Consider the following 26,262-nt stretch of genomic DNA (forward strand, 5'->3'; position numbering starts at 1 on the left):
AAATACGGGATATTTCCGATGCAGCACCAAAGATAAGTGTTGAAAATTGGGATACACACCATTTCCTAACGAACAAAAACCAAAAGCAGGAGACAGCCAAATGCGATCCCGTTCAAAGAAGCCCCTATTATCTTAATGAGACCTTTCTTTCCTGAAAGGGCGGAGACAAGTCCCAGCAGAGGGAACAAGGCCCATATAAAAACAGTATATTCGCCGAAATCACCAAAAACCCCGTTCAGCGCCATGATAATCATAAGAGGACCTAACAAGCAGGCAAATAAAAATACAAATGAAAGAATGCTGAATACCATTTTCATAACCTTCCCCCTTAAAACCGCTCGAATCGCCCTGATGACAATCACTTATTCCGAAAATCAAATGTCTCATCAGGTACCGTTAATTCTTTCTCATTTATGATCACTGTATCTTCATCAATCCAGTGGATGTTTGCTTTGTCCTCACGGTAATTCCAATAAATATTCTTTGAAGCTCTTTTTTCTTTATTAAACGTAAGCTCCCCGCGAACAGCTGGAGCGACTGTTGCTCCCCCGTTTGAAACATAGGCTTTAATTGTATAGGTTCCATCCGGAGAATTCACTTTAGAAATCAAATCTCCTTCGGGTAAACGATTCATATCGAAGAACGCCCAGTATATGCCGTATCCCAGCAGCCCGGCTACTAACAAAGCCGTAACTGTCACTTTTTTCTTCATGTTTTTCTCCCTGAAAGTTATTTCCGGATTAAGCAGCAGCGGACCGAAACTTTCCAATAAACCCAAATAAGTAAATATATGTTATACTAATACAAAAAGATTGGAGAGGTCACTTTGTCGAAACGAGAAAAAGCACCAGTTACTAATTACATTTTTATTTTTATACTGGGAACCCTGTTTGGTTATTTTGGCATTCCTTTAATAGAAAGATTATTTTTTTACATATAGATAACTTGTTCAGGATGTTGACAAACGCCCGCTTTCTAACTTTGTCTACACCCTCAACTTTTTTTCATATTTGACAGTGCGCTGGTCTGTTTCTTATTTATTATCATAATAATTTACGCAACCCTCTTCATCATATTTAGTTGGACTCTCGATTTCTGGATCAGGGGGCTATATGTTTCGCAAAATCGCTTTACCTCTCGCCCCTTTTTTCTTACGCCATAGTAACAGGTTCATCTTTGAATCTGACTATATACTGATCTGCAAGCTGGAATTTTATTATTTTAACTTCTTAGAAGGCTCTTTTTTCATAAGAAACTGCTCTCCTGATTCACCATGCTTGATGACGATGTGCTGATCTGTACCTTTAATTGAATAAATGGCAGACCCGGCCGGAAAGTAATTGGACTCCAATTCATCAGGAGCTTTACTCGGCTTCGTCTCTCTTTGGATCTTTCCAATCCGCTGATCAACCCCGCCATGATCTTGAACTGCCTCATCATTACCGTCAAAGATGTAGCTCTCCCCTTTTACTCTGGCCAGTATGGCATAGCTGCCTTCATCACCATTACCAGCCGTTGTACTTTGATTACAGGCAGCTAATATACATACAGCCAGCACCAAAACTAGTTTTCTCATCAAGAACACCTCCCCCCACTATATTAACATATATATCCATTCCATTCTTTCTACAATTCATGAACAATGAACCCGAAGAAAAAAGCCCCCGTTTCTTAAAAACGGGAGCTTTAACACCATGCAATCTTTTATGGTGAGATCTATTTTGCCGGCCAGCAGCTGATCAAAAATGTTGATTAAGCTATTTGCACAAGTTTTAAACGCTATTTTCCATGTTGATATAAAGAAAATTCAGTCTTCCAGCGAAATTATTTTCCAACATAAATAATCAAGCCCCGCTTTGCGTCCTTGATGCCTTTTTCTGATAGTGACGTTTTGTTCTCTGCGTTTGATGCTTGGAAAGCCCACTGAATGAGTGCGTCCATCGATTTTGCGGCATAGCCATTAGTCCAGCAGCTTTCAAAAAAACCATCGCCAGCCTCCGCTGGGTTATGTTCATCTGGTTTTCCCTTAAAAGCGGGGTCCCGCAGCCAAACAGCTTATCATATTCCTATTTCCCGCATTTTTGCGGTGATTGCTTCTATCCTGTCCTCCATACCGGTGCCATTGAATTTCTTAAACCGCATTTCACTCACAATCTTTCCATCGCACATAAACATAATGCGCTCCGTCCTGGCTGCAACCTTTGCGTCATGAGTGACAAGCATAACCGCCGTCCCTTCTGTATTTATTTCGGAAAGCATATCCATGATTTTTTGTGCGGATGTTGAGTTAAGCGCGCCAGTCGGCTCGTCACCGAAGATAATTTTCGGCTGGCTCATCACTGCGCGGCATATTCCCGCACGCTGAAGCTGCCCTCCCGAAACCTCGGTAATATCACGCTTTTCCAGTTCCCCAATCCCTGCTTTTTTCATAAGCGCTCTTGCTTTTTCAGTGGTCCTTGCAGCGTTTTTCCTGTTATCCCGCATGGCGGGGAGAATAATATTATCGAGAATATTCAGGTTTTTGAGCAAAGTCGGCTGCTGAAAAACAAACCCCATTTTTGTCCGGCGTATGTCGCTAAGCTCCTTTTCACTGAGTGCTGATAGATTTCTGCCATCAAACAAAACCGTTCCGCTGTCAATACTGTCCATTCCACTCACCGCATACATAAGTGTCGTTTTTCCGGAGCCTGAAGGACCCATAATCGAAATGAACTCCCCCTCGTTGATTTCAAGAGATACGCCACCCAGAACAGGGTGTTTTTCATTTCCTGCGCTGAAAGATTTGACTATGTTTTCACAGCTAATAATCTTCATCATCATCTACTCCTTCATATTTGCGGCTAGTTTTATTTGTCCTGCCCCCCATGTGCCGAGCATGGTTGCGATCAGCACCGTGCCTGCCATCAGCAGCAATGGATACATAGAAAGTGGATGATCCGCAAATTGAAATGAAGCTGCCCCGAAAGAGGAGATAACCGCGCCCGCAAGCACTTCTCCGATAGTGTTGGCGAGCAGCGTCCCAAGGATCATTCCCGCCATCAGGACAAAAACTGAACGCGAAACATACTGCATGGCAATATCCGAGTCCGTAAAACCAACCGATTTCATGACAGCAATGGAGTAGCTGTCTTTTGCGACAAGCATTTTCATAAACAAAAGGATAACCAATCCCGTGATCATCAGCGCAACAGCAACCGACGTATCGGAGGCCTTTCCAACGGAGCTTATGGTCGAGCCGAATGTCTGTGCAACATATTCATCAATGTGCGAAACCTTCGCGAAATGAAATCTGTCCGCATATTCTGAAGTCTTGGCTTCAGCAAGAGACGGATCAGAAAGCTTCGCATAAATAACGCACCACATAATATCCGCCGATTCGTCGGAGAAAACTGCTTTTGCGGTTTTGCCGCCGTTCGTAACGTCGGAATACACCCCGCACACCGTGAAATCCTTCTCCTTGCCTTCAATTACCAGCGTCATGACGTCGCCGACTTTTATCCCCAGATCATCAGCGTTCATAGTTGAAAGCGCAATTTCATCCTCTGCGACGGGCGCTTTGCCTTCGGAATATTGTACGGGGAGTATTGAATGGTCGCCAAGCTCAATTTTTATTCCTTGCTCCGATCCGTCTGCCGCCTTTGCTTTGAAGGTTTTGGTCGTAAGTACAGCATACTTAGAGATAGAGCTGTCGCGCTCCATCGCCTTTACGATTTCTGCTGCTTTTTCGGAAATATGGCTGGTTTGCTGAATATCCATGCGCATATCGCTGCTTCCTATTCCCATGTATGTAATGAAGCTTTTAGAGGAAATCGTATTGTACAGGTTCTGTGGAACAATAATGATAAAGGTCGAAATGATGAGCACTGCAAGCATTGTGGCGTATAGGCTTTTTCTTGCTAAAACATCTTTTACACCCAGAAAAATATTCGTATTAAGCAGCCTGTTTCTACTTAGCCGGAAATGTTTTGCGCCAGCGGCTTTTCCTTGTGAAGTGCCCAATCGTATTGCTTGTGCGGCCGATATTTTTCGAAATCGTTTCAGCACGTTGTTCACATAAGCAACAATGGCAAGGAAAACAACCAATATACCGACTATTCCGAAAAGGAAAGCGAAAGAAGCATGTTCACTTTCCCCCATATAAAGCCGTATGTTTTCAAGAAGCAGGTCCCTGAAAACAAATGAAAGAGCAAATCCAAGCATACAGCCAGCTGCTGCGATCACCGCGTATTTCACCAGATAAATCTTTTTCAAGTCAGAAACCCGCAGCCCAATTGCTTTCATGACACCTATTTCACGGTAGTCGTCTTCGATTTTTGCAAGGAGCGTAAAATGTATGCACATAAAGGTGATGGCAACGATAAGTGTACTTACAAGAAGCAAAACGGCGATCATCAGCCCATCGGAAATGGCATTGAGCATTTTAAAAAGAGGATAGGTGATTGTCGGCCCGTTTGCTTCAAGCTCTGCAGAAGTGTAGTCCGTTTCAAAGGCGCCTATTTCAGACAAGTCCTTTAATCTGAACTCAATCAGATATTCCATGCTCCCGCTGCCCTTTATTGCCGCATAATCATTTTCGCTCACAAGAAATCTCTTTGACGATGCAAGCAGCGAATTCATCTGTGAGTCACGGAGAAAGCCCGCCACAGTCAATGTCTTCCCGTTTATCGAAATCGTATCGCCGACTTTTCCAGTGCCGTCCTTCATGTAACTTACTGGAATATAAATTTCTCCATCAGAGACAGTGATAACGTTTCCGTCCAGATCAAGGAGGTAATCAAATTTTTCGCTCTGTGTGGTGAAGCCGTTATCCTGAACACTGTCCGCAAGCGAGTTTCCGTCAATGACAATCCGCGCACCGTCGACATTGAGAAATTCAAGCACCTGAAATTCATCGACATGGCTGTTTTGCTCCGCGAAATCTGCAAGCCGTCCGGCATCAATATCGCCTGAATGCATCTGCATAAAATGCGGTGTTTTCGCCTGATCCATAAGCATATTTATCGAACCTGAAAGATTGACGACAAGTATTGCCGAGAGAGAAACAAGCATAGCTGCTACCGCGACAAACATCATGGTTGTCAGTGTGATCAGTTTGCTTTTTAACATATCATTACGGATTATTCTGTAATACATACGCCACCTCTGTTTTTAAGGTTTTTAACCGATTTCAGGCTGTACAGATTGACTTAAGCAGCATGTCGCAAAATCACGCCTGCCATAATGGGCCATCTCGTTTTTCTGCCAGGCGGCTTAAAAGAGTGGAGTACATAAACGCAAGGAAAGCAGCAAGTGCCACTGCCTGTTCCGTCTGCCCGAAAACATAAATTCTAAATAAATACCAGGCCCGCTTTTTGGGGGTGAAATAAGCTATACCGGCCGCAGAAGTTTCTTGCATTACTCATCACCGCTGTCAAACATCCTCATCATGTGCGTAAGACTTCCGCTTTCAACACCAAGCAGCCTTTCTGCGTTGAAAACAAACGCCTGTATACGCGAAACGCGCTCTTTATTCGTGAGAGTGACGAGTTCATCATCAAAAACGGTATTCGTATACGCCACAACCATTTCCATGCATTCATACGGGTATGGCGTGCTGAATAGTCCCTGCTCGATGCCCTCCCGGATTATTTCCGTGAGTATCGGCGGAACTTCGTTGATTATGACCTTTTGTATTTTCTGATGCATAAGCGCATTCTGAGGCTTGTGAATGTGCTCCATGATTTCCCTGCCATTTCCGCCGCTTATGTTCAATGCCATGACCACACGGATAATGCGTTCATTCACAGGTATATTCTTGTCTGAGGCAATCTCTTTCGCTGCTCCCAAAAGGTGGACGGTGTGCCGCTCAATCAGTGCATTCATAATCTCCTCCTTCGACTTGAAATGATAGTAAAGCGTTCCCCGCGCAACTCCGACTTTTTCGAGAATATCATTTGTAGTTGTGCCATCAAAGCCCTTTTGACCGAAAAGCTCGTCAGCAGCATCAAGTATTTCGTTTCTGCGCTCCTTTGCTTTTTTTGTAACTCTCATTTTTACAACCCCTCTTTATAGACCGTCTGTCTGTCGGTTTTATGCTTTTATAGTAGCATACTGCGGGTTAAAAATAAAATTCGAATAAAAATTTTATCCTCACCCAGTTATTATTAAAACTGATGATAAATAATGAATCATTTTCAAAAAGGATCAGGCATTGCCATTGCTGCGCATCATTCAGTTATTCTAAATCTGCGCTATGACCATTCCCCCGGCTTTCCAAATAACCTAATACAATAATCAAGAATCTGCTATAGCTAATAATCGCAAAGGAAGACAGGCGTTATGCTTTTCACCGGTTATTCGGCTCATCCCAACTGCCCGGGAAGCCTCCTAGCGATAACCGGGGCCTCTAAAACAATAAAAGCAAACAGGTATAATGATCCTGTTTGCTTTTATTTGAACTCTTGCTTATTGATTAGGAAGCATTTGCTGCCGCTGCGGCAAATTCATCTTCCAAGGTCTCTTCAAACTCTTCATCCAGCACGATGTTATAAATCTTCCATTTTCCATCGCTTCCTTTTTTCAGGTGCGCTGTTCCAGATGCGTCGATATTTATGGTGAAAGACATATCCGGTGCTGTAAATGAAACTTTGTACTTCAGATTATCTATTCTGGCCTGCGCAAAGCGTTTATGAACGGTTCCAGGGCTGACCGTGTGGGTGCCAATTTGCTCAATGCTGTACGTAACACCTTCTTCAAAGTCATCTTCTGTGAACATCAGGCTTTCATCCGTCGCAAGAGACAGATAGTACCCTGTTGCCGTCTCTTTATACAAAGCATCTAAACCGGAAAGATCCCCTGCTGCCATTAAACGGGATTCTTCCGCTGTATTGCGCTCGACAACCTCTTTCACAGCTGTCCGGTCATCAGCCGTGCCAGCTTCCTGCTGAAGTGCCCGGTCGATCATCACGATTGCCTGGCCGCGTGTTGCTTTTTCATGGGGCTTAAACAAGTCGCCGTAGCCTCTAATGATTCCATTCGCCGCTGATTTCGTAACAGCTTCATACGCAAAGCTTGTTGCCGGTACATCTTTAAATGTTTTTACAGGTGTTTTAAACACGACTGTTCCTTTAAAGGCCCGGTAAATCATCGCCGCCATCTGGTCACGCGTAATATTGGCGTCTGGATTAAATTTCCCGTTCGAGCCTGTTACGATCCCGTTGCTGCTCGCAATGCGGACATAGTCATAATACCAGCGCGATGATTTCACATCTGAGAATTCTACTGATTTATTTCCTGCTTTTAAAGACAAAGCATTCACTAAAATTTTCGTGAATTGAGCGCGGGTAATATTTTCATTCGGACGCACTGTCACAAATGAGTATTCATATGTTTCACCGTCTTCTACTTCTACCTCTTTTTCTACATATCCATCAATTAAATCACTGTAAATGAACCGCTCAATGGCATCATAAAACTGATGGCTTGGATCTACATCCCAAAAATCATAACGATCAATCGGTTTTACAGCGGCTGAAGCGGTAGAAACAGAGAATAAACCAAGTGACAGAACAAAAGCCAATACAATACGAATTGCCTTCAAAATACATCCTCATTTCTGCTAATATTCTTTGGTGCTAATGTATATTATAGGATTTTAGGAGGGAGCACAATAGGTATAAAATAGTATTCTATCATATTTTTTGTCAGAATTACTTTTCGGGATTGCTTCTAACAGTAGACCGAAACGGTTTGGTAAGAATTCAAATGCCTCTGACGGGATTCGAACCCGCACTCCTTTCGTAAGCATAGGCCAGGAGAGAACACGCTTCCCTACGGAATTTCACCGGCAGGATTTACGTTAATCACCACGGCTGCCAAAGAAACCCGGGGTGCTTTCAACACAACAAAATAAGCACTATATTGTATTTTCCTGCTGGCCAACAGTAGAGCGATACTGTTGGGTAAGAAGTTCAGTGAAATTAGTCGACTAGACGAAAAAGCTGTTTTAGGAAATCATCGAAGGTATCTGCCATTTTGGTGTAGTACCAAGTCATTTCTCCTGTTGAATAATCCTCGCAAATAAATTGAATGGAAGGATTTTCTTTTGTAAAGCGATAATCCATAACAAGCCAATTATGAAAATCCCACCACAATACAATCAAATCCTTCGGCAGGTTTGCTTCTTTCAATAAATCCTCTGATGATACAATGCTCGTATCATCTTCTTCAAAGTGAATAGGGTCAATGTCTAACTTGCACTCTACTGCACTATTAGGAAACATAAAATACGGATAAGTAAGTTGACCGCCATTTTGCTCTTTCATTAATTGTTTAAACGTTTCTGGAAATTTAATAGTTAATTTAGATTCTGCTTTTCGAATGATGTCATCATTGATTGGGTATTGATAACGCCAAGTATTCTTTTTGTCCCAAAAGTTTTTGCCGGTATAATACTCCTTCATATTTGTATCCTCCTATGGTGACGGCAAATTTGGTCTATTTTAATGATTTATATTACAACACAACATAATGGCATTTATGTTGTGTTGAATACTGAATTTTATATTTCATTTTTTAAACCAATGCCCTGTTAACTAAAGAATATTTATGTCTCTCAGATGATTGTGTGCTTGAAATTTGGTCCTTCTTCTCTTTTTTTGATTATTACATTCTCATCCAATCCATTACATATGGCGAAATATCCATCATTCAAGTGAAGCCCTATACCAGTTAAATAATAATCCGATGAGTTTGTTTCACGCATTTCAATCATTTCAATCCCCATCACTTTTTTACCAATAGCAAAATTAAGTTCTTCTAACTTGTTCTTTTCCCAATTAAGTTTTAAATCTGACCCATACCAAGAAAGACCCTGGGAAACAAGAATTTCATCAAACGTGATAGCGTATTCATTCGTTTTATATGCACATAATTCTAATTGGCGGTCTTCAAAACAAATAACAACGGGACAATCGTTAAACCATTCATGTTCATCTTGCGCCCAAACAGTCCATATTTCTTTTACATTTCTACCAATCAGAGCTTCAAGTTTCGTTCTGTGGTCTCCTATAATAGTAGATGGGTTAGTATACATTTTGGGGTTGTAATTTTTAATTCCGAGCATAAACAAATTCACCTTTTCATAATGAAGTAATAATTTTAGACCATTTTATCATTTCTTGTTCAACTAACCTGCCCCGTTTGTTCAATAAGAAAAGGAGGTGCCACAGCTACCTCCGTTGTTAAGTTAAAGCCCCCTTTAGTTGAACAAGCACCTTTTTAAATTATTATGTCCTCTTTTACCTCTTAATAGCTGTAATAAAGATTAATCAATATAATTAAACATGTAATATAGACCCCAATCCTGGTCATTTGCCCATGGATCATAGAATCCCGCTTTTATTCCATTCACTGTGTGAGGTGTAAGCTTTGCACAAGATGCGCTGCCGTCTTCATTGAACAAATTTAACACTCCACGATAAGAGGCTTCTGCTTTCTTATAATACTCAGTATCTTTCGTTATCTCTGCTGCGTTTTGATAAACACGTCCAGTTAAGGAACTCCAATAATGCGGGAATGTATCACCATACAATCTATGTTTACCAAACCAGTATCCATCCCAGTGTCTTATTGCCGTTTCGTACAGATGATAATCAGGTTGAAGACCATTGAAAAGTTCTAAAATTTTTATATGTTTTTTTGCTTCATCAAGATACTTACTATCATCCGTTAACTTATACATTTCTAGTAAACAGCCTGAATATAACTAACAGTGCCGCCACACCAAATATGTGCATGGCATTTATTTGTTATACAGATATCAGCTGATTCATAATCATCATTAAATATTGTGTATATGGAGATGTCTCCTAATTTCGAAAAAATATCAAATTCTGTATTGTTCGTAAACGTGTAAACCTCTCGAAGAGTATTGTTGTTAGTAAAACTCCGAGTAACCTCTGTGTCTATTCCTTTTGGAGCTCTAATGGTTCCCCAAAGTTGAGTCCCTTCCACCCAATTCATTTTATACGGATCATCCTTATGCGATAATGAGCTTATATATATGCCTTCCTTATATTCAATGTTAAAAAAACTTTCCTTCATCTCATCCCTATTGTTTGTTTGCATGTAAGTACCCCCAGTATTAAAATTCATCCTTAACAATAATCTTAGATCCCTTCAATATTCTAATGATTAACTATTTTTCGCTGTTGAGTTGGGAACTAGATGAAATATTTTATTTGATTATATTAAAACTCTTGTGTGCATTTAATTTAAAATTCAGTTTTTTTAAATTGAATAACAGTAAATTTCTATACCTCCTTTAAAGGAACAGCTGATTCTCCGGAAGAACCGATTGAATAATTACCCGATTTATGGAAGTTCGTTGCATTTGGCAATTAAAAATGCTGTTTATGGCATTATGTTTTTTTGAATATAAAAAGCCGAAAACATGCAAGAAACGAATAAAAATTTGCATATTTTTGGCTTATTAATAACTTTGGATATTGAACAAAAGCCCCTGATTGTTTAAGTGAATCCTTTCACAATATTATCCTTTAATACCGTTCGTTTATTACAGGGATGCTGCCATATTTGTGGCTTAAGAAAGGTTCTCTACATTTTTTATTGCAATGCTTTCCTATAGAGACAGAATAAAAGGAACTCTCCCTTTATGAAAGGAAAGTCCCCGTTATTCACCGCTGGTAGTAATAAATATAATTTACTATTTAATCCTTTTCACTAAGGGTTAGTACGGAAGAGTGTTTTAGTTACTTTAATTCTAAATCCCCTCGTTCTTCCACAATTCTTTGTCCCCAGAATAATTGTTCCTCTTTTGCTTCCTTTAATAATAGCAGTATTTCTTTCATTTATTATTTCATAGGAGCCTTTGATAACAGGGCCGTTTCCTTAATAATATCTACCTCGTCGGTGTCTCTATGCTATGGGTGTTCCATTTTCAACAGGTTCATCTGGCTTTAAAAGTACCACATCACCTTCTTCTGGGACACCTCCTAGTACTAATACCTCAGATTTAAACCCTGCGATACGTCTATGTGGGAAGTTTACTACTGCCACCACTTGACTTCCAATAAGCTGTTCTGGTTTATATCTTCGTGTAATTTGAGCTGAAGATTGTTTAATGCCCATTTCCCCAAAGTCGATTTCTAGCTTTATAGCTGGTTTTCTGGCTTCGGGAAAAGGTCTTGCATTGATAATCGTCCCAGCCCGAATATCCAGTTTTGTAAAATCTTCTATTTCTGCCAAACGGATAACCACCTTTTTAAAATTTTAAATGTTGCTATTTTGAACCTGGCTTTAGTCAGGTCTAATACATTCGGAAGACCATATTAAACCCGGAGTATTGCTGCAACGTAATAAATAGCTCCTTTCATTTTGCTCACCTTTTAAAAAAAGGATATGTAAACTTATAGTAAGAAATTTTTCAAACAATTTCTTTACCAAGTTTCATATCCTTTTTATCCTTTATTAAGGAGTCTATACTTTTGCGGGGACAATCCCTCAGATTTAACAAACCATCTTGTAAACGATGAAGAATTCACAAAACCTAACTCCTCACTAATCCTTGTCATAGACCATACTGTTGAATTCAGCAAGATTTTAGCCTCTTGTAAACGAATTCCAGCTATATAATCTTTTAGGCTTTTTCCTGTTTTTTTCTTAAACCATGTTGAATAATATACTGGATGGTAATGCTCTATTTCAGCTAAAGTTTTCAATCTAATTGACTCTCTAAAATGTTTATGAATATAGTCGATTGAGGGAGAATTGGTCATTTGAAATTTATTGGTTACATATCTAGTTAACTCTATTAAAGCGCCAGTACTCTCTTTATTCTTTGATTCCTCCAAAAGCAAATAACGGATTGAATCCCACTTTTTATCCACCGGAGTATACATACTACTTGTGTCATCCGGCAAAAATCGCAAGGGAATATCTAAGATTAAGAACTCATTCCTGTCCAGTGCACGAAAGGTATGCTCAAACCCCGGAGGAAGGTAAAAACAGTAATCTGAGTCAAGTTTTATCTCCTGCCACTGTGTTATTATCTCTAAGGAACCTTGTAATGGAAAAAGCAATTGCCCATATTCATGCTGATGTGAATGAAACTCTCTAGAATATGACCTTTTCTCACATAATATTTGATTGAAACTTTCCATGATCTCCCCCCTATTCATTAATATATTATTATAAATTTAAACCAGAAATATATGAATAGTTTAGAAAGAGGCCCCATATTTTATTTTCTCTTCTTAGCATGATAATTCTCATTCTTTTTATTCATAATCTATCTCTTTCACTATACTGCATCGTTTGTTTAATAATTCAACAGAAAAAGCGCTGACCCTTTTGGATCAACACACCCGTTAGTTGAGTAAAAAGTAATTTTCATGGGGACAATTCTTGAAGCTCATCCACAGTCACAAATTTATACCCTTCGTTCGTAAGTTCTCTTAAAATATCTTCAATCGCTTGCATTGCCCCACCTGTTTGATCGTACATTGGATGCAGCAAGATTATCGACCCTGGTTTAATGTTCTCCACCACATATTTTACTTTTTCATCAGCACTTGTGTAATATTTATCCGGTTCTAAAGACCACATAATCGTTTCTCTGTTGTGCTTATTTAAATAATAAGGCAATCCCGCAAATTTTTTCCCGTAAGGAGGTCGAAAGTCAATTTCGCTCTTATATCCAGACTTTCTAATCAACTCATCCGTTTTTTCAATTTCTTCTTTAATAAAAGCGGGAGATTTTAAAACCATTCTTTTGTGTGAATAGGTGTGATTTCCAATTTGATGCCCTGCTTCTACCAATTTTTTTGCTTCTTCAGGGTATTTTTCAATATCCTTTCCAATAAGAAAAAAGGTAGCTTTTGCCTCGTATTTATCCAATAAAGGCAGAATCTGATCCACATTCTTTGTCGGACCGTCGTCAAATGTTAAAGCAAGAACCTTGTTTTCCGTTTCAACCTGATATGTTAACCCTCCAAATAATTGAAAGGTTCTTAATTTTGTCACTTTAAAAGTTCCTGCGAATAAAAGAGCTATTAACAAAAAGCCAATTCCAAAAAATATTAGTTTCTTTTTCATCTGTGTTTCCTTTCTTTCAAAGGCTGCTATATAACGCCTGGTATTTTAAATGCAAATGCTTTATTGAAGCAGCCTGCCATGATTCATTGAATAGTCTCTTCCGTTTCAAGTTCTATAGTCAAGTCAATAATTCCTTTAAAAGAAATTTTAAGGGGGTGTATTTTGTTATTATCACAAGCATGGGAAATGTATGACTCGGATGAGCGAATAGAAGGATTCTCTCCGAAAACATTAAAAGCATATCAACTTCAAGTTACCTTGCTTATTCGTCATTTGGGAGATATAGAAATCAATTCACTTACAGCGGAACAATTAAAATAATATTTATCTAAAATTAGTTAAATAATGGCGCCCCCATTGAAGTGATACAAAGTTTAATGAGACATGAAAAAAGTAAAACAACTCGAATCTATGCGGAGTTACGTGGTCAACTTAGGAAGGAATTTCATCAGAAGTATTTTTAAAAAATCATTAAGAGCAATGAGGTTCAAATAACCATCGTTGCTCCATTAAACTCTTGCCCTCTATCGTTTAAGTTCATCTGTTTACAAACTTCCTTTAAAAGTTTATTTATTACAGGGATGCTGCCCCCTTTTGTGCCAGGAGGAACCTACATAAAAAAGCATTAATCCATAGTGAATCAATGCGCCCGATTGTGATAGATACATTTATCTCATTACTTTTTTGAATCAAAAGCGCCATACTTAACCTCTTCGTATTATTTTTCTTTTAATATTGAATATTTCCGATAAAATTTATAGAAACTGATACCAAAAAAAACAACCAGAAGTGCAGGAGCCAACTTCAAAAGGACAAATGGAGTTTCAAACAAAAAGGCCTTTAAAAGTAATGAACCTTTCATACTCCAAAGACCTTCATGATATAATCCCGAATTTTCGTAAGGCCTATAAGAAAAAGCCAGACACAGCATCCCTAACCAAAATGAATAACTCATTAATCTTTTATAATAATTAGCCTTTGATTGGCGGTCCGAAAAGATTTCATTTTGATCATCCTCTTCTTTTTGCCAATATCGAATTCCCCCAAGCCAGGAGTCATTTATATAGATCCAGCCAAAATCTTCATATATCCCTTTGTAATCCTCGAGTTTTTTCTTTGGTAAATAATCTTGATAATCCAGCCGCATAACATATTTTTTGTCCGTTTTTTGGAAAGTGTATATTCCTAATCCACTAATATTTGTGCAGCGATAGCCTTTTTGTAATTGCTCGTTCAGCCATTGCTCTTCTCTTTCAATATTAAAAAACACTTTAAACTTCTTCATTGGATTCACTTCCTTCGTATAGGGATAAAATATGCGTTAGCCTTTCTTGTTCCATTCTCAATATGGCTGTTCCTTCTGCAGTTATCCTATAAATTTTTCTCCGGCCCGAATTTCCAACAGGTTCAATCCAACCATGTTTACTTAAATTTTCAATTGCCCCGTATAATGTACCAGCTGCTAAAATAACGGCACCGTTACTTATTTTTTCTATCTCCTGCATTACGGCATAGCCATGGAGAGGTTCACGAAGGGCTAATAAAATATAATGCATGGTTTCAGACAACGGCAATAATTTGTGTTTCATACTTTCACCCCTTATTCAGTTCAACTATACAGTTTAACTTTATAACAATATAATACAGTTCAACTGAGTAGTCAACAGCGTTTTTAAAATTCATCGAAGGAACTCAAAGTAAAATATTTATAATTGAGAAAAAATATATAAAAAAGCCGGTTTCCATTACGTAGGAAAACCGACTTTGTGTGTTAATCTTATTTAATTTAATGGCCTGATTATTGCATCTGATCTAAAAATGCTTCTTGAATTAATCCGCCCTGTTCGTACAATAAAATGCATTATAAAAATCTCCTCGAGCTTGCACTTGAATCGAAAAAACGCCCCAAATTCTAAAGATCCGGGACGCTCTCAATACAACATAATCGCATTTATATTGTAGTCAATTTCACTGATCAACAGTAGACCGAAACGGTTGAATAAAACTCATTTATTTATACTGGTGAAAATTTGTCTCCTTTGGCGTTACGGATTTGATATACGCTATATCTTCCTCACTGATATTTGGAGCGAAAAACTCTGTTCCCCAATGTTCAGAGTGAAAAAGGAGTGCCTTATTTTTGACTAAAGAAATCGAAAACCATTTTAATCTCCCGTTTGTTTTTACATTCTTATACAACAGGCGGTTTGAAATCTCCTCTGTTTTGCTTCCTTTGATACTAACAGTATTTCTTTCATTTACTATTTCATAGGAGTCTTTGAATAAAAGGGTCGTTTCCTTAATAATATCTTTCTCGTCATTCCAGCATTGAATTTCTATGGTGTCTGATTGCTCGATAAATTTTCTCATTAAAAGAACCCAGTAATCATAATTTTCAGTTTCAGGGAGCGGCTGGGAAAAAACGAACGACGGCAAAAAGCTGCACTGGAACGTAGACAAATACTTTTATGAAGGGATGTATGAGCAGCGTTTAGGCGAGAACGAAAAAATGTTATTCTTTCATCGAACATTAACAAGTTATATAAACACGTTAATCAAAACAGGCTTTATCTTAGAAAGCCTGGTAGAGCCTACGCCATCAAAAGAGATGCTAAAAAAATATCCTTCATTCGAAGAAGATTTCAAATGTGCTGATTTTATCGTTTTTAAATTGAAAAAGTAAAAATAGTGAGCAATCGTATTGTCCTGCACAGCAAGTGACGTTGCAGGGGGTATTCGATGTATTTAAAGCGGTAAATTGCGATGTTTAAACACGACAACTGCCGCTGCATAAGTAAAACATCCCATTCCGAAAAGAATAAGTGAAGGAACGAATATCTCCGCATCACCACTTGCTATTTCACTGGGGTTGTATAAGGAGAATGGTGTTATGTTCCTCAGCCATTCAAAATCCGGGCTGATTTTTCCTGCCATATCTAACCCATAAAAAATAAAGGTTAACGCACCGGCTGTACCAAGCGATGTTTTTTCGTCATTGCATAAAGATGAAACAAGAAAAGAATATCCTCCAACCACAAAAAACAATAAAAACCCAACAAAGTTTATCTGGAAAAATGTATAAAATTCAAGCGAGTATTGTTCATCAATTAATGCTTCTCCCGCAGCGATACCGCCTAAAAATGTTAATGATACGATAAGCAGTAATCCGCTGATCAAGACGAATCCTTGAGTAAAAGCTATTTGACTGCGAGAAACCTTTGTGGAAAGTAAATACGCCATAGATCCCTTATCAACAAGATGCGCCAGCAGTTGGGTTGCCGTCATTACACTAAAAACACCTAAAATAATAGGAAAAAACAGACCGAAATATTCAGCAGAGATAAATCCGCCATAACTAGTTAGAGAATCAAAGCCAAGTGCGTTTTTCATCGTTTCAGGAACAATCTTTATCAGCTCGTTGACTGCCTCGGTATTATCGGCAAACAGAGGATATAAAGATGTCATTAAAACGACATAAAGAGCCGAGCCAAACCCAAAACAAAGAAAGTTTTTCATATTTAGCTTCACCATTTGCCTGAACAATGAAATATTCATTTTACAGTTTCCTTCGCATCATAGTAGTTCATAAAAACATCTTCCAGGCTTTGATTAACACTATTTATATTTGTAACATTAACTTTAGATAATTCCTCTATCAGCTTATTGTAATCCCCCTGGACCACGATCCGGACCACATTGCCATTTATGTCTTCAATGATTAAATTAGATGCTTGAATTCTTTCTGCATCATTTTTATTCTCAAGAGTAATTTCATAGATTTTCCGCTGCATAAATTGAAGGTCATTGATGTTTTGAACGGTCACAATCCTTCCATCCTTTATAATGGCAGCTCTATCACAGGTTCTCTCTATTTCTGCAAAACTGTGGGAAGACATGAGAAAGGTTTTCCCTTTTGCTTTTTCTTCTAATACAAGATCGATAAAGACTTTTTGCATTAAAGGGTCTAATCCTGACGTTGGTTCGTCTAATATATATACCTCAGGATTATGCATGAATGTAACCACAATGCCTACTTTCTGTTTCATCCCTTTTGACATTTTACGAATTGGCGTTTTAGGCTCGAATTGAAGCCGTTCAATCAATTCATTCCGCCTTTTTTTATCCTTTCGTCCTTGCATACCTGCCATTAACTGAATAAATTCCAATCCGTTCATTCCATCCATAAAAGAAATTTCTCCCGGTAAATAGCCTACTTTTGCTCTTGCTTTCTCTTGTTGTTCCCAGGTGTTAAACCCATGGATGACAGCCGCTCCTTCTTGCGGCTTTATATACCCCATCAAATGGCGGATCGTTGTGGACTTTCCTGCACCATTCGGCCCCAGAAATCCGAACACCTCTCCTTTTTCCACCTCGAAGGTTACATCAAATATTCCTCTTCCATTTGAAAACTGCTGGGTCAGACCATGAATTTGTATCATATAACCCCTCCTCGAAAATGAAATCTTCAAAAATTTATTGTATAAGTTGAATACAGCTTTTTACATTGTCCGTTTACTGTCCTGTTAGAATTCATTTAAAAAACAGCATAGCGGGATGCGGACTGGCGGCTCCGCTTTTCTAAGAAGCAGTATGTAAACCATTCGTTCAATTTATATAAATATATTTTTCTTTAGGCTGTACTCATATTATAGTGTCAGTTTATCACCTTTATGTTTTGAAGATAACGATAAAACCAGTAGCCAAAGAGATAGGGAAAAAAGTATGAAACAAACGTCCAAATAACATTCCATCCATTTCCATATGCGACTTTTCCCATCAGCAAAAAGAAGAATTCCATTAGCGCTGTGAGGAATGCCATGAGAACCACAATGAAATAGGGATTTCTGCGGCTTTGCTTTATAAAATAAATCATATAACAGCCCAGGACAGGATAAAGCCCCAGGTCAAAAGATATTGTGGAGAAAAATTCTCGCCTGATAAAGGGATACACATGCCAAAAACCAAACTGTACGCCTAATCCATTTACAAGAAATGCATTTACAGAAGAAAACGGGGCAATCAATGGAATCAATGTCTTATCTTTTCGCTGCAGATGCAGCAAGGCGATCACCCAGGGGACAACTAAGAAAACAATTGAAAAATACATATCAGGCCAGCTCCTTTTAGCATGCATTTCCAAAACAAATCACTGTTTTATCCTTTACATTATCCTTTCATCACAATAATCATACACAAAATCGGCAGATGGGGACGGCACCTGTAAGAAAAAAATAAAAAAATGGAAAAAGCCGATTCTCGAAACAGTGAGAATTCGGCTTGTGGAATTTTTTCTTTTTACATGGTTTTCACTTCTTCTTTTGAAACAGCACGCCAGCCGTGTTCTTTCAGTCTTTCTACGTAGGTCTCTGCCGTGATTTCTTCCTTTTCCAGCACAAGCGGGTGCAGTGAAACAAAGCATTCATTTGCGGCGTAATTGAGTGTGACCTTCACGACTTCATAGCCATTGTGAAATCCCGGATGGAATCCCGGGTCCTCGATGATATCTCCTTTTGCCGGACGGATAGCAGATTCAAATGTTTTCATCATTAGTTCCGCGGCATTGCTTTCCTGCTGTTCTTTTACGGACGATACAAAAATCAATAAATGTATTTTCATTATTATCTCCTCCCTTGCTTTATTCAGGAGTGCGGTTTTGATTTAATGAATATCGTTCTTTTTGAAATTGCCGCCTTTCACTTCTGCTACATCGTATACGGTAACAAAGGATTCCGGGTCAATCTCATTGATAATTTCCTTCAGCTTGGTTTCTTCGAGGCGGTTAATCACACAGGTGATTTCTTTAAAGTTTTCATTGGTAAAGCCGCCATACGCTTCTTTATAGGTGGCACTCCGGCCCAGACGGTCACGGATGGTCTCTATCATTAATTCAGGATGGGTGGTAATAATTTGAAAGGTTCTTGAGCCGCTTAATCCTTCTTCAACTATATGTATAACTTTCGAAGCAATAAAGTAAGCAATCGCCGAAAGAATCGCTCCCTGCAGGCCGAATACGGATGAAACGACAATAAATACAAATATATTTAAGAAAAGAATGAAATCACTTGTTCCAAACGGCAATTTCCGGGAAAGCAGCACCGCAAGCATATCAATTCCATCCAGGGCACCGCCGTTACGCAGGGCTAACCCCATCCCCAAACCAAGAATAATCCCGCCAACCACGGTAATCAATAATGTATCGCCTTCAATAATAGCCGGGGTATGGTGCATAAGAACCGTGCCAGCAGCCAGTGAAACGATGCCGATAATTGAAAAAATGGCGAAGCTTTTTCCGATTTGTTTGTATCCTAACCAGATAAACGGAATGTTAAGAACTGCTATTAGAATTCCCAATGGCAGATCAAACAATTGTGAACCCACGATGCTTAGGCCTGTCACTCCCCCATCTGATACGCTGTTCGGGATCAGCACTGTTTCCAGGCCGTATGCGGCGATAAATCCCCCGAGGATAACCATCAGCCCCCGCAGCAGCATTTTCAATTTATTCGGCCTGCGCCTGTTGATTTTCTTCATACTAATTCTCCTCTGTACACTTTTGTCCTGTTCAAGTTTACCATAAAATTTAAAACACCATTAACTGCCAGGCAACAGATGCGGTATTTATACGAAGAGAATTTCTAAATGAAGGCGTTTGCCGCCTAAAGCATCCTCCGCTACCGGATAACTAGATGCGGTCTTCATTATCACGGCCGCTCCGAATTGGCCGGTGGTTTCATGGCGAAGCATATTTCGGCGCTGTATATGTTTGTTACTGCCCCTGTTCTTTGGCCTCTTGACCCCGCCAAAAAACATGATTAGAATCAATCATGTTTGTGCGAAATTCATTTGAACGGCAATATACTGTCAGATTGGTTAATAGCAGACCGAAACTGTGCAATAAAAAAAAACCTCTAAAAGTTTTAGAGGTTCTCAGTCAAATCATTATTCATTTATTAGTTCTGCAATAACAGCCGCGGCTTCATCTATATCATCATAATATTTAATCTCTTGGGATTTAAGAAAGGTTAACTGTATGGTTTCAGTGTTTTTTTTGCAGCTGGCTTTTAAAAAAGCCTGTTCATTCTTGCTGAATGTATGAGTAATCTCAACAGCATTATAGTAACACAGCGTCTCTAACATTTCTTTTATATGTTTTAAAGACAATTCGATCGTCTCCTTTCCTGACAAAGGAAAGTGACTAAAAAAAGTCTGAAAGAATCCCGTGTATATATTTGATCCTCACTATAACACAAGTGCAGATATTTTGCTCAATAGTACGTTTAAAAGTTAAATAACGTTTATCATTTATTCGAAAATTTTATAGTTATCCCCAAGAGGCAGCTTTTAAAAAACCGTAATCATTTTTAATATGCTGCCATTTTTCCTGCACAGTAATTTCTACGTTTTCTGCTTACCATAAAGCAAGCGGCTGTTTCCTTCCGGGTTTTGGATAGATGGAGTTTAACTGCTTCAAATCCTGCTGTGTTAATTGGATCTCAGCTGCTTTCACATTATCTATCACATGAGCAGTATTACTGGATTGCGGTATAGCAATTGTTTGGCCATTTCGAATACACCATGCCAATAAAATTTGAAAACAATTTGAATGGTGTTTTTCAGCAATTTCCTTTAAAGCTTTTTGTTTCGTCAGGTTAGTGCCGAGGCTGTCACCCCGAGCAACCGGGGCATAGGCGATTAATGGCATTTCACGTTTGTTCATCATAGGCACTAAATCGAATTCAATCCCTCGATCTCCTAAATTATAACGTACCTGATTGGCTGCACAGTTTATTCCATCAGGTATTTTCATGATTTTTCCCAGGTCATCCACATCTACATTAGAAACACCCCATGATTTAATTTTCCCCTGACTTTTTCCTTTCTCCAGAGCTTCAATGGTTTCTTCCATTGGAATATTCCCTTTCCAATGGAGTAAGTAAAGATCCAAATAATCTGTCTTTAATCTTTTTAAGCTGTTTTCTAAACTGACTGGTAATTGCTTTTTTGAGGCATTTGAAGGAAGAACCTTTGAAATGAGAAATAATTCTTCACGGTTATAAGGCTGAATAGCATGTGCAACTAATCTCTCTGCATTTCCGTCACCATACATTTCAGCCGTATCAATAACTTGAACGCCATGGTCAAGACCAGCTCTTATCGCTTCAGCTTCCTGTTCAAATTTATCTGCTTTGTCTCCCATATTCCAGGTTCCCAAGCCTATGGGAAAAACGTTCCTTCCTGCGATTTTTACTTGATTCATTTTTTTCACTCCTCACCTCAAATTTTGAAGCTGCTTTCGAGATGATTTCCTGATAAAAATGGATCAGAGGCCAGAAATCACTTTTGCAGCGCATATATCATGTTTACTCCATAGATCAATCTGTGACAAAGCAAGAAAACGGTCCCTGTGCTTCGCTTAATTAGAAGCAGAAGCGCCTTCTCCAGGCTCTTCTGCTTGTCCTGCAGCGTTAAACATATTGTTCCGCAGCAGGATCACAGCAAGACCTAGAATTACGGATAGAATTCCTGTTAGTACAACGTATGGTGTACCCATTTGTGATATCAATAACCCGCCTGCAGCTGAGCCAACTGTTGTTCCTAGGTTACATGCTGATATAAATAAACCATTGGCGAAATCAGGAGCTTCTGGAGCTGAGGATGCAATCAAATATTGATTTATATTCGCCATGATTCCTCCAGCCAGCAGACCCCAAAGAAAAGTGATGATTACCACAGGTACGGCCAGCTCCGCAGTGAAGAATAAAAGAATGTAAACTGCTCCCAATAACAAAGGAAAAGTGAAGACGGACTTAACAGGACTATTCGTGAGCAGCCTCCCTGCAACGATGTTTCCAATCATATTGGCTCCACCGAAAACGAATAGCGTTAAACTGATGGTATTCGGAGACATTCGGGTAACCGTTTCCAGGTACTCAGCAATATAACTGTATACCCCGAATACAGAAGCATTTAATAAAATGACAGCTGCGATAGAAACCCATATAATGGATTTTTTCAAAACAGCAAGCTGTTCACCGTACGATTGTCTTTTTTCCACAGGCATAGACGGCACAAAAATGAATGTAGCGGCCAATACAAATGCATTTACAATAGCAAAAAAGGCCATCGCCATTTCATACGAAAGAGCGCTGTCAATAAAGCTTGCGATCGGTACGCCGGCTACCATACCGGCAGATATTCCTATAAACACGTTAGAAACAGCTTTTGGAGCTTCTTCAGGTTTTACTGAGGAAGCGGCTACGGTAAATGCCATGGAACAATAAACCGGATGGAAAAGAGCCAGTGCGATGCGAATGATTAATAGAAGGGTAAAGTTCGTGACAAACACGGATGCGATGTTTCCCACAACGAATACGCTTAATACAAGCAGCATGACCTTTTTTCGATTGATTCCTGATAGCAATAACGGCATCGTCGGCCCCGATACCGCAATAGCAAGAGCAAAAAAACTCACCGTCCAGCCTGCCTGCGCTATACTGACATCAAAGTGATCAGCAATGGAAGGCAATAACCCGATAACCCCCATCTCCGTATTTAAGATGCCGAAAACACCTATGGTCAATATGAAAATCAACAATTTATTTTCTTTCACAAAAAGAAACAACTCCTATCTTTCATAAAAAATAAAATGCTCCCAGCCCCCGTTCGCGAAACGGTGATTCCTCCTGATTGGTGATGGAAATTAGAGGTTTTGAAGCGATGTAATTCCAAACCTGCTGTTGTATGAAACTGATTTTCTTGTTACCTTATCGCTTAACTCAAAAATACATTTAGATAACATCCTTTCAGTTATCTTCCCTTCGTTATTTATTTTAGCTATGCCATCTCCATATAACAAATACCTATATCTCATATCAAGATATGCTTGATAAGCATTTGTTGAATATTTATACTAAAACATAATAAAGGAGGAATGCTGGATGGAATTTAGAGTTTTGCGCTATTTTCTTACTGTTGCCAGAGAAGGAAGCATTACGCGTGCTGCTGATTTCTTGCATGTGACACAGCCAACCCTGTCAAGACAATTAAAAGATCTTGAACAGGAATTAGGAAAAAAACTATTTACTCGCAGCAGTCACAGTATTATTCTCACAGAGGAAGGAATGCTCCTGCGCAAAAGAGCAGAAGAAATTGTGGATATGGTCGAAAAATTAGAAGCAGAATTCAGCTCCATGGAGGAAACCATAAGCGGTGATGTTTACATAGGCAGCGGGGAAACAGACGCCATGAAACAAATTGCGCGGGCAGCAAAGGATTTACAATCACGCTATCCAAATATACGGTATCACCTTTACAGTGGAAACGAAGACGACGTGACCGAACGGCTTGACAAGGGCTTGCTTGATTTTTGTATTTTAATTGAACCAGCCGATTTATCAAAATATAATTATATTAATATTCCGGCCAAGGATGTTTGGGGAGTTGTCATGAGAAAAGACAGTCCTCTTGCTTCGAAAGATACCATTCAAGCAGTTGATTTAGTAAATGTTCCGCTGCTCTTTTCACGACAGGCTATACAGCAGACATTGTCTAAAAATGAATTTGTGGAGTGGTTTGGAGAAGATTTTGATAAATTAAACGTCGTGGCTACATACAATCTTCTCTATAACGCTGCTATTATGGTGGAAGAAGGCATCGGCTATGCAGTAACCATTGACAAGCTGGTGAATACGTCCAGCGACAGCAGCCTTTGTTTTAGGCCGCTGGAGCCAAGACTGGAAGCCGGCTTAAATATTGTCTGGAAAAAGCATCAAGTTTTATCCGCTGCAGCTGATCTGTTTTTAAAAGAAATTCAGGCGAAATTCACAAATTCTTCATCAGATGGATAATAAAAGCCCGAAGCGTATTATGAACTTTTTCTTATTATCAATTCCTTGAAGAAGCTACCTTTCAAGTGAGAATCTGCACATTAGAAAGAGGCTTATGGTGATCTTCTTACCGATCTCATACGCCTCTTTTGTTTATATGTTAAGTGAGAAGTCTGCAAACAAGTACTGCACTGTGAAGAATCAAAAGTAATGCAGGGTTATTTTTGTCCGCTTGGGTTGTACAACATCCGGAATTCACTGGGTGTCACACCAATTTCCCGATGAAAGAGCTCTGTATAATAGCTTGCACCTGAAAAGCCGCTATCATGAGCCACTTCCAAAATACTTAGTGAAGGATCCTGCAGCAGCTCCATACTTTTCTCGAGCCGGAACTTGTTCAAATACTGAATAGGAGACATTTGCAGTTTATCTTTAAACAATTGACAGCATTTGCTGCGTGACACTGCGCCAGCCTGGGAAATTTTTTCCAAAGACACCTTTTTCGAGTAGTTAACTTGGATGAATCCGATCATCGCTTTCAACTCCGTAAAACCTATCTTCTTTATGCGATTGTCTGTATGCATGGCATTTTTGTAAAGTACTAGCCAAAAGGAATACAACAAGCTTTGAACGCTTAGTTCGTAGCCTTTTTCTTTTCTTTGACAGACATCAAAAATATCCTTAATAAACTGTATTGATTCCATTTTCCATGGGATATGAGGATCAAAAACGATAAGAGGACAGTTATGATTATGGATGAAAGGCAAAACATACTCGGATTCAATATGAGCATTCGCGGAAATTAATTCCGGATGAAACAACAGAACAAGAAATTCACAGTCTTTTCCTGATTCAGAAAATCCATAATGCAATTGCCCTGAGTTCACAAAAATACCCATTCCCTTTTGCAGCAGATACTTTTCCCCATTTACAAAATAAGTCATTTCCCCCTGAAGAATGACAATAAATTCAACATCATCATGCCAATGACAGACTGCTGATAAATTTTGAAAATAAGAAAGCCAGCTTCTTTTAGTCCTAATTGGCATATTGCCCGAATCATAATGAACAATTTCAGAGGAGTTTTCCAAAACATCAAGTTTAATAAATTTATTAGAAGGATTCATTTATATTTCCCTCTCCTCCTTAAATACGATTGTTATATTAAATTATCCTATTGTGATAGAAAATTCAATAATTGTGGATTATTATTATATGAGTAAGTTGCGAATGCAAAGGAGTGGCCAAAATGAATACAGAAGAAAAAATGGCAAAGGGTCTGCTTTGGACAGATACAGGAGAATATCTCCAGGCGCAAACAAAGGCAAAAGAATTGATGTATGATTTTAACCATTTAAGACCAGCCGAAAAAGAAAAACGAGTCGAACTGATTCATGAGATATTCGGTTCAGTTGGAGAAAGTGTGTGGATTGAGCCGCCTCTTACTTTTGCAAGGGGCAAGACCGTAACGATTGGAGACAATTGTTATATTAATGCCAATTTAACACTTGTAGATGATTATAAGATAACAATTGGGAATGGAGTTCTAATTGCACCGAATGTGACGATCACCGTTACGGGTCATCCTGTTCACCATGAGCTTCGTAAACATGGGGAAATGTACACTTTTCCCGTACATATTGGCGATAATGTTTGGATTGGAGCGAATGTTGTCATTTTGCCTGGAGTGACTGTTGGAGAAAATTCTGTAATTGGTGCCGGGAGTGTTGTAACGAAAGATATTCCTGCAAATGTAATTGCAGTTGGAAATCCATGCAGAGTACTTCGTGAAATTACAGACAAGGATAAAGAGTATTATTATAAAGATAGAAAATTGTAAGGCCAAAATAAAAAGAAACCAATTAAGGATATTGGGCACAAGGAGAGCATGGAATTTATTACAATCAAACGAGCGAGTGGTTCGCTAAACATTGTATAGATCCTCTTCGAATGGCCAATGTTTCTTGTCAGGGGTCAACCGGATAATTGTTCATTACACTGAAGTATAAGGGTGAGAAACATGTTAATTAGCGATCTTATCGTTCGTCTCCCACAAGGTCTTCAGGCTAGAAACTCATGTAGACTGGTTAAAAATGCTTCCTCCTTTAACAGTGAAGTAACGATCGTTAAAAATGGAATTTCAGGCAGTCTCGATGTAATGGAAATTATGGATTTAAATGTTCAAGAAGGAGACGAGATTACGTTACTAGTAGATGGATCGGATGAACAATCTGCAGCTGAGGTGTTGAAAAAATACTTATTGGACATTGAATAACCTTGGAAAGAGTTTGCTCTCTAAAAAAATGGTAATAATCAGGTCAAAATAACTTTCTGGTCCAAA

32 protein-coding genes are annotated in these 26,262 nt (G+C 38.9%); 5 read left to right on the forward strand and 27 right to left on the reverse strand.

Annotated elements, in window-relative coordinates; translation table 11 throughout:
- Positions 1 to 65: 65 nt before the first annotated feature.
- From VP98_RS01550 to VP98_RS01620, 15 genes are all read right to left on the reverse strand, one after another.
- On the reverse strand, positions 66 to 317 hold the full coding sequence (locus VP98_RS01550) for a hypothetical protein (protein WP_046173544.1): 252 nt from the start codon (positions 315 to 317) through the stop codon (positions 66 to 68).
- A gap of 41 nt (positions 318 to 358) precedes the next feature.
- Positions 359 to 712, reverse strand: a complete 354-nt coding sequence (locus tag VP98_RS01555) for a DUF5412 domain-containing protein (RefSeq protein ID WP_156151287.1) — start codon at positions 710 to 712, stop codon at positions 359 to 361.
- Between the two features lie 504 nt (positions 713 to 1,216).
- Entirely contained in the window at positions 1,217 to 1,576 is a 360-nt protein-coding gene (locus VP98_RS01560) for a hypothetical protein (RefSeq protein ID WP_046173545.1), read from the reverse strand.
- A 482-nt stretch (positions 1,577 to 2,058) separates the two neighbouring features.
- The gene (locus VP98_RS01565) at positions 2,059 to 2,817 is read right to left on the reverse strand and encodes an ABC transporter ATP-binding protein (RefSeq protein WP_046173546.1); all 759 of its coding nucleotides are present in this window, start codon (positions 2,815 to 2,817) and stop codon (positions 2,059 to 2,061) included.
- A gap of 3 nt (positions 2,818 to 2,820) precedes the next feature.
- Complete coding sequence (locus VP98_RS01570) at positions 2,821 to 5,133, reverse strand: ABC transporter permease (RefSeq protein ID WP_046173547.1); 2,313 nt, start codon at positions 5,131 to 5,133, stop codon at positions 2,821 to 2,823.
- Positions 5,134 to 5,206: 73 nt separating this feature from the next.
- Positions 5,207 to 5,395, reverse strand: coding sequence for a hypothetical protein (locus VP98_RS01575; RefSeq protein WP_046173548.1), 189 nt, complete (start codon positions 5,393 to 5,395; stop codon positions 5,207 to 5,209).
- Positions 5,395 to 6,030: a TetR/AcrR family transcriptional regulator gene (locus tag VP98_RS01580; RefSeq protein ID WP_046173549.1), complete on the reverse strand. Its 636-nt coding sequence runs from the start codon at positions 6,028 to 6,030 to the stop codon at positions 5,395 to 5,397. Before VP98_RS01580 ends, VP98_RS01575 begins: the two co-directional genes overlap by 1 nt.
- Before the next feature lie 421 nt (positions 6,031 to 6,451).
- Positions 6,452 to 7,579, reverse strand: a complete 1,128-nt coding sequence (locus VP98_RS01585; RefSeq protein ID WP_046173550.1) for an S-layer homology domain-containing protein — start codon at positions 7,577 to 7,579, stop codon at positions 6,452 to 6,454.
- 379 nt (positions 7,580 to 7,958) lie between these two features.
- On the reverse strand, positions 7,959 to 8,441 hold the full coding sequence (locus tag VP98_RS01590) for an SMI1/KNR4 family protein (RefSeq protein ID WP_046173551.1): 483 nt from the start codon (positions 8,439 to 8,441) through the stop codon (positions 7,959 to 7,961).
- 152 nt (positions 8,442 to 8,593) lie between these two features.
- A complete protein-coding gene (locus tag VP98_RS01595; protein ID WP_046173552.1) occupies positions 8,594 to 9,103 on the reverse strand; it encodes a hypothetical protein in 510 nt (169 codons plus the stop codon).
- Positions 9,104 to 9,304: 201 nt separating this feature from the next.
- Positions 9,305 to 9,721: a hypothetical protein gene (locus VP98_RS01600; RefSeq protein ID WP_046173553.1), complete on the reverse strand. Its 417-nt coding sequence runs from the start codon at positions 9,719 to 9,721 to the stop codon at positions 9,305 to 9,307.
- 2 nt (positions 9,722 to 9,723) lie between these two features.
- Positions 9,724 to 10,107, reverse strand: a complete 384-nt coding sequence (locus tag VP98_RS01605; protein WP_046173554.1) for a hypothetical protein — start codon at positions 10,105 to 10,107, stop codon at positions 9,724 to 9,726.
- Positions 10,108 to 10,917: 810 nt separating this feature from the next.
- Positions 10,918 to 11,247: a chaperone CsaA gene (csaA, locus tag VP98_RS01610; protein WP_046173555.1), complete on the reverse strand. Its 330-nt coding sequence runs from the start codon at positions 11,245 to 11,247 to the stop codon at positions 10,918 to 10,920.
- A 212-nt stretch (positions 11,248 to 11,459) separates the two neighbouring features.
- Positions 11,460 to 12,161 carry an AraC family transcriptional regulator gene (locus tag VP98_RS01615; protein ID WP_046173556.1) on the reverse strand — a complete coding sequence of 234 codons (702 nt, stop codon included), beginning with the start codon at positions 12,159 to 12,161 and terminating at the stop codon, positions 11,460 to 11,462.
- Between the two features lie 229 nt (positions 12,162 to 12,390).
- Complete coding sequence (locus VP98_RS01620; protein WP_046173557.1) at positions 12,391 to 13,095, reverse strand: polysaccharide deacetylase family protein; 705 nt, start codon at positions 13,093 to 13,095, stop codon at positions 12,391 to 12,393.
- A gap of 162 nt (positions 13,096 to 13,257) precedes the next feature.
- Between VP98_RS01620 and VP98_RS18730 the strand changes: the two genes are divergently transcribed.
- A complete protein-coding gene (locus VP98_RS18730) occupies positions 13,258 to 13,416 on the forward strand; it encodes an integrase (RefSeq protein WP_046174100.1) in 159 nt (52 codons plus the stop codon).
- A gap of 397 nt (positions 13,417 to 13,813) precedes the next feature.
- Here the strand turns inward: VP98_RS18730 and VP98_RS01630 are convergent, their stop codons facing one another.
- The 3 genes from VP98_RS01630 to VP98_RS01640 form a co-directional block, all read right to left on the reverse strand.
- Positions 13,814 to 14,380 carry a DUF2812 domain-containing protein gene (locus tag VP98_RS01630; RefSeq protein ID WP_046173558.1) on the reverse strand — a complete coding sequence of 189 codons (567 nt, stop codon included), beginning with the start codon at positions 14,378 to 14,380 and terminating at the stop codon, positions 13,814 to 13,816.
- A complete protein-coding gene (locus VP98_RS01635) occupies positions 14,367 to 14,684 on the reverse strand; it encodes a PadR family transcriptional regulator (RefSeq protein WP_046173559.1) in 318 nt (105 codons plus the stop codon). Before VP98_RS01635 ends, VP98_RS01630 begins: the two co-directional genes overlap by 14 nt.
- A 421-nt stretch (positions 14,685 to 15,105) precedes the next feature.
- Entirely contained in the window at positions 15,106 to 15,465 is a 360-nt protein-coding gene (locus tag VP98_RS01640) for a hypothetical protein (RefSeq protein WP_231584094.1), read from the reverse strand.
- A 106-nt stretch (positions 15,466 to 15,571) separates the two neighbouring features.
- Between VP98_RS01640 and VP98_RS19040 the strand changes: the two genes are divergently transcribed.
- Positions 15,572 to 15,778: a hypothetical protein gene (locus VP98_RS19040; RefSeq protein WP_231584095.1), complete on the forward strand. Its 207-nt coding sequence runs from the start codon at positions 15,572 to 15,574 to the stop codon at positions 15,776 to 15,778.
- A 62-nt stretch (positions 15,779 to 15,840) separates the two neighbouring features.
- On the opposite strand, the gene VP98_RS01650 is transcribed toward VP98_RS19040, so the two are convergent.
- The 8 genes from VP98_RS01650 to VP98_RS01685 form a co-directional block, all read right to left on the reverse strand.
- Positions 15,841 to 16,650, reverse strand: coding sequence for an ABC transporter permease subunit (locus tag VP98_RS01650; RefSeq protein ID WP_046173561.1), 810 nt, complete (start codon positions 16,648 to 16,650; stop codon positions 15,841 to 15,843).
- Positions 16,647 to 17,534 (reverse strand): ABC transporter ATP-binding protein, encoded by an 888-nt coding sequence (locus tag VP98_RS01655; RefSeq protein ID WP_046173562.1) that lies wholly within the window; start codon positions 17,532 to 17,534, stop codon positions 16,647 to 16,649. Before VP98_RS01655 ends, VP98_RS01650 begins: the two co-directional genes overlap by 4 nt.
- 215 nt (positions 17,535 to 17,749) lie before the next feature.
- Complete coding sequence (locus VP98_RS01660; RefSeq protein WP_046173563.1) at positions 17,750 to 18,202, reverse strand: CBO0543 family protein; 453 nt, start codon at positions 18,200 to 18,202, stop codon at positions 17,750 to 17,752.
- Positions 18,203 to 18,390: 188 nt separating this feature from the next.
- Positions 18,391 to 18,711, reverse strand: coding sequence for a hypothetical protein (locus VP98_RS01665; protein ID WP_046173564.1), 321 nt, complete (start codon positions 18,709 to 18,711; stop codon positions 18,391 to 18,393).
- Positions 18,712 to 18,753: 42 nt separating this feature from the next.
- Positions 18,754 to 19,626, reverse strand: a complete 873-nt coding sequence (locus VP98_RS01670; RefSeq protein ID WP_046173565.1) for a YitT family protein — start codon at positions 19,624 to 19,626, stop codon at positions 18,754 to 18,756.
- 408 nt (positions 19,627 to 20,034) lie between these two features.
- Positions 20,035 to 20,256, reverse strand: a complete 222-nt coding sequence (locus VP98_RS01675; RefSeq protein ID WP_046173566.1) for a hypothetical protein — start codon at positions 20,254 to 20,256, stop codon at positions 20,035 to 20,037.
- A 247-nt stretch (positions 20,257 to 20,503) separates the two neighbouring features.
- Positions 20,504 to 21,352 carry an aldo/keto reductase gene (locus tag VP98_RS01680; RefSeq protein WP_046173567.1) on the reverse strand — a complete coding sequence of 283 codons (849 nt, stop codon included), beginning with the start codon at positions 21,350 to 21,352 and terminating at the stop codon, positions 20,504 to 20,506.
- 156 nt (positions 21,353 to 21,508) lie between these two features.
- Positions 21,509 to 22,705 carry an MFS transporter gene (locus VP98_RS01685; protein WP_046173568.1) on the reverse strand — a complete coding sequence of 399 codons (1,197 nt, stop codon included), beginning with the start codon at positions 22,703 to 22,705 and terminating at the stop codon, positions 21,509 to 21,511.
- Positions 22,706 to 23,033: 328 nt separating this feature from the next.
- On the opposite strand from VP98_RS01685, the gene VP98_RS01690 reads away from it, so the two are divergent.
- Positions 23,034 to 23,942, forward strand: coding sequence for a LysR family transcriptional regulator (locus VP98_RS01690; RefSeq protein WP_046173569.1), 909 nt, complete (start codon positions 23,034 to 23,036; stop codon positions 23,940 to 23,942).
- Between the two features lie 197 nt (positions 23,943 to 24,139).
- Here VP98_RS01690 and VP98_RS01695 read toward each other — a convergent pair whose 3' ends face one another.
- Positions 24,140 to 25,048 carry an AraC family transcriptional regulator gene (locus VP98_RS01695; protein ID WP_046173570.1) on the reverse strand — a complete coding sequence of 303 codons (909 nt, stop codon included), beginning with the start codon at positions 25,046 to 25,048 and terminating at the stop codon, positions 24,140 to 24,142.
- Positions 25,049 to 25,170: 122 nt separating this feature from the next.
- On the opposite strand from VP98_RS01695, the gene VP98_RS01700 reads away from it, so the two are divergent.
- Complete coding sequence (locus tag VP98_RS01700) at positions 25,171 to 25,761, forward strand: DapH/DapD/GlmU-related protein (RefSeq protein ID WP_046173571.1); 591 nt, start codon at positions 25,171 to 25,173, stop codon at positions 25,759 to 25,761.
- A 180-nt stretch (positions 25,762 to 25,941) separates the two neighbouring features.
- Positions 25,942 to 26,196 carry an HPr family phosphocarrier protein gene (locus VP98_RS01705; RefSeq protein WP_046173572.1) on the forward strand — a complete coding sequence of 85 codons (255 nt, stop codon included), beginning with the start codon at positions 25,942 to 25,944 and terminating at the stop codon, positions 26,194 to 26,196.
- Positions 26,197 to 26,262 lie beyond the last annotated feature (66 nt).

Origin of the sequence: Domibacillus indicus, from assembly GCF_000970685.1 — a bacterium.
Lineage (GTDB): Bacteria > Bacillota > Bacilli > Bacillales > Domibacillaceae > Domibacillus > Domibacillus indicus.

Coding starts and splice junctions, on each gene's coding strand:
- VP98_RS01565 (WP_046173546.1), bottom strand. CDS start 2,817: ATGATGAAGATTATTAGCTGTGAAAACATAGTCAAATCTTTCAGCGCA.
- VP98_RS01575 (WP_046173548.1), bottom strand. CDS start 5,395: ATGCAAGAAACTTCTGCGGCCGGTATAGCTTATTTCACCCCCAAAAAG.
- VP98_RS01600 (WP_046173553.1), bottom strand. CDS start 9,721: ATGTATAAGTTAACGGATGATAGTAAGTATCTTGATGAAGCAAAAAAA.
- VP98_RS01590 (WP_046173551.1), bottom strand. CDS start 8,441: ATGAAGGAGTATTATACCGGCAAAAACTTTTGGGACAAAAAGAATACT.
- VP98_RS01615 (WP_046173556.1), bottom strand. CDS start 12,161: ATGGAAAGTTTCAATCAAATATTATGTGAGAAAAGGTCATATTCTAGA.
- VP98_RS19040 (WP_231584095.1), top strand. CDS start 15,572: ATGTATGAGCAGCGTTTAGGCGAGAACGAAAAAATGTTATTCTTTCAT.
- VP98_RS01680 (WP_046173567.1), bottom strand. CDS start 21,352: ATGAATCAAGTAAAAATCGCAGGAAGGAACGTTTTTCCCATAGGCTTG.
- VP98_RS01635 (WP_046173559.1), bottom strand. CDS start 14,684: ATGAAACACAAATTATTGCCGTTGTCTGAAACCATGCATTATATTTTA.
- VP98_RS01555 (WP_156151287.1), bottom strand. CDS start 712: ATGAAGAAAAAAGTGACAGTTACGGCTTTGTTAGTAGCCGGGCTGCTG.
- VP98_RS01595 (WP_046173552.1), bottom strand. CDS start 9,103: ATGCTCGGAATTAAAAATTACAACCCCAAAATGTATACTAACCCATCT.
- VP98_RS01630 (WP_046173558.1), bottom strand. CDS start 14,380: ATGAAGAAGTTTAAAGTGTTTTTTAATATTGAAAGAGAAGAGCAATGG.
- VP98_RS01670 (WP_046173565.1), bottom strand. CDS start 19,626: ATGAAGAAAATCAACAGGCGCAGGCCGAATAAATTGAAAATGCTGCTG.
- VP98_RS01650 (WP_046173561.1), bottom strand. CDS start 16,650: ATGAATATTTCATTGTTCAGGCAAATGGTGAAGCTAAATATGAAAAAC.
- VP98_RS01700 (WP_046173571.1), top strand. CDS start 25,171: ATGAATACAGAAGAAAAAATGGCAAAGGGTCTGCTTTGGACAGATACA.
- VP98_RS01660 (WP_046173563.1), bottom strand. CDS start 18,202: ATGTATTTTTCAATTGTTTTCTTAGTTGTCCCCTGGGTGATCGCCTTG.
- VP98_RS01620 (WP_046173557.1), bottom strand. CDS start 13,095: ATGAAAAAGAAACTAATATTTTTTGGAATTGGCTTTTTGTTAATAGCT.
- VP98_RS01570 (WP_046173547.1), bottom strand. CDS start 5,133: ATGTATTACAGAATAATCCGTAATGATATGTTAAAAAGCAAACTGATC.
- VP98_RS01665 (WP_046173564.1), bottom strand. CDS start 18,711: ATGAAAATACATTTATTGATTTTTGTATCGTCCGTAAAAGAACAGCAG.
- VP98_RS01550 (WP_046173544.1), bottom strand. CDS start 317: ATGAAAATGGTATTCAGCATTCTTTCATTTGTATTTTTATTTGCCTGC.
- VP98_RS01695 (WP_046173570.1), bottom strand. CDS start 25,048: ATGAATCCTTCTAATAAATTTATTAAACTTGATGTTTTGGAAAACTCC.
- VP98_RS01640 (WP_231584094.1), bottom strand. CDS start 15,465: ATGAGAAAATTTATCGAGCAATCAGACACCATAGAAATTCAATGCTGG.
- VP98_RS01705 (WP_046173572.1), top strand. CDS start 25,942: ATGTTAATTAGCGATCTTATCGTTCGTCTCCCACAAGGTCTTCAGGCT.
- VP98_RS01580 (WP_046173549.1), bottom strand. CDS start 6,030: ATGAGAGTTACAAAAAAAGCAAAGGAGCGCAGAAACGAAATACTTGAT.
- VP98_RS01655 (WP_046173562.1), bottom strand. CDS start 17,534: ATGATACAAATTCATGGTCTGACCCAGCAGTTTTCAAATGGAAGAGGA.
- VP98_RS01605 (WP_046173554.1), bottom strand. CDS start 10,107: ATGCAAACAAACAATAGGGATGAGATGAAGGAAAGTTTTTTTAACATT.
- VP98_RS01690 (WP_046173569.1), top strand. CDS start 23,034: ATGGAATTTAGAGTTTTGCGCTATTTTCTTACTGTTGCCAGAGAAGGA.
- VP98_RS01560 (WP_046173545.1), bottom strand. CDS start 1,576: ATGAGAAAACTAGTTTTGGTGCTGGCTGTATGTATATTAGCTGCCTGT.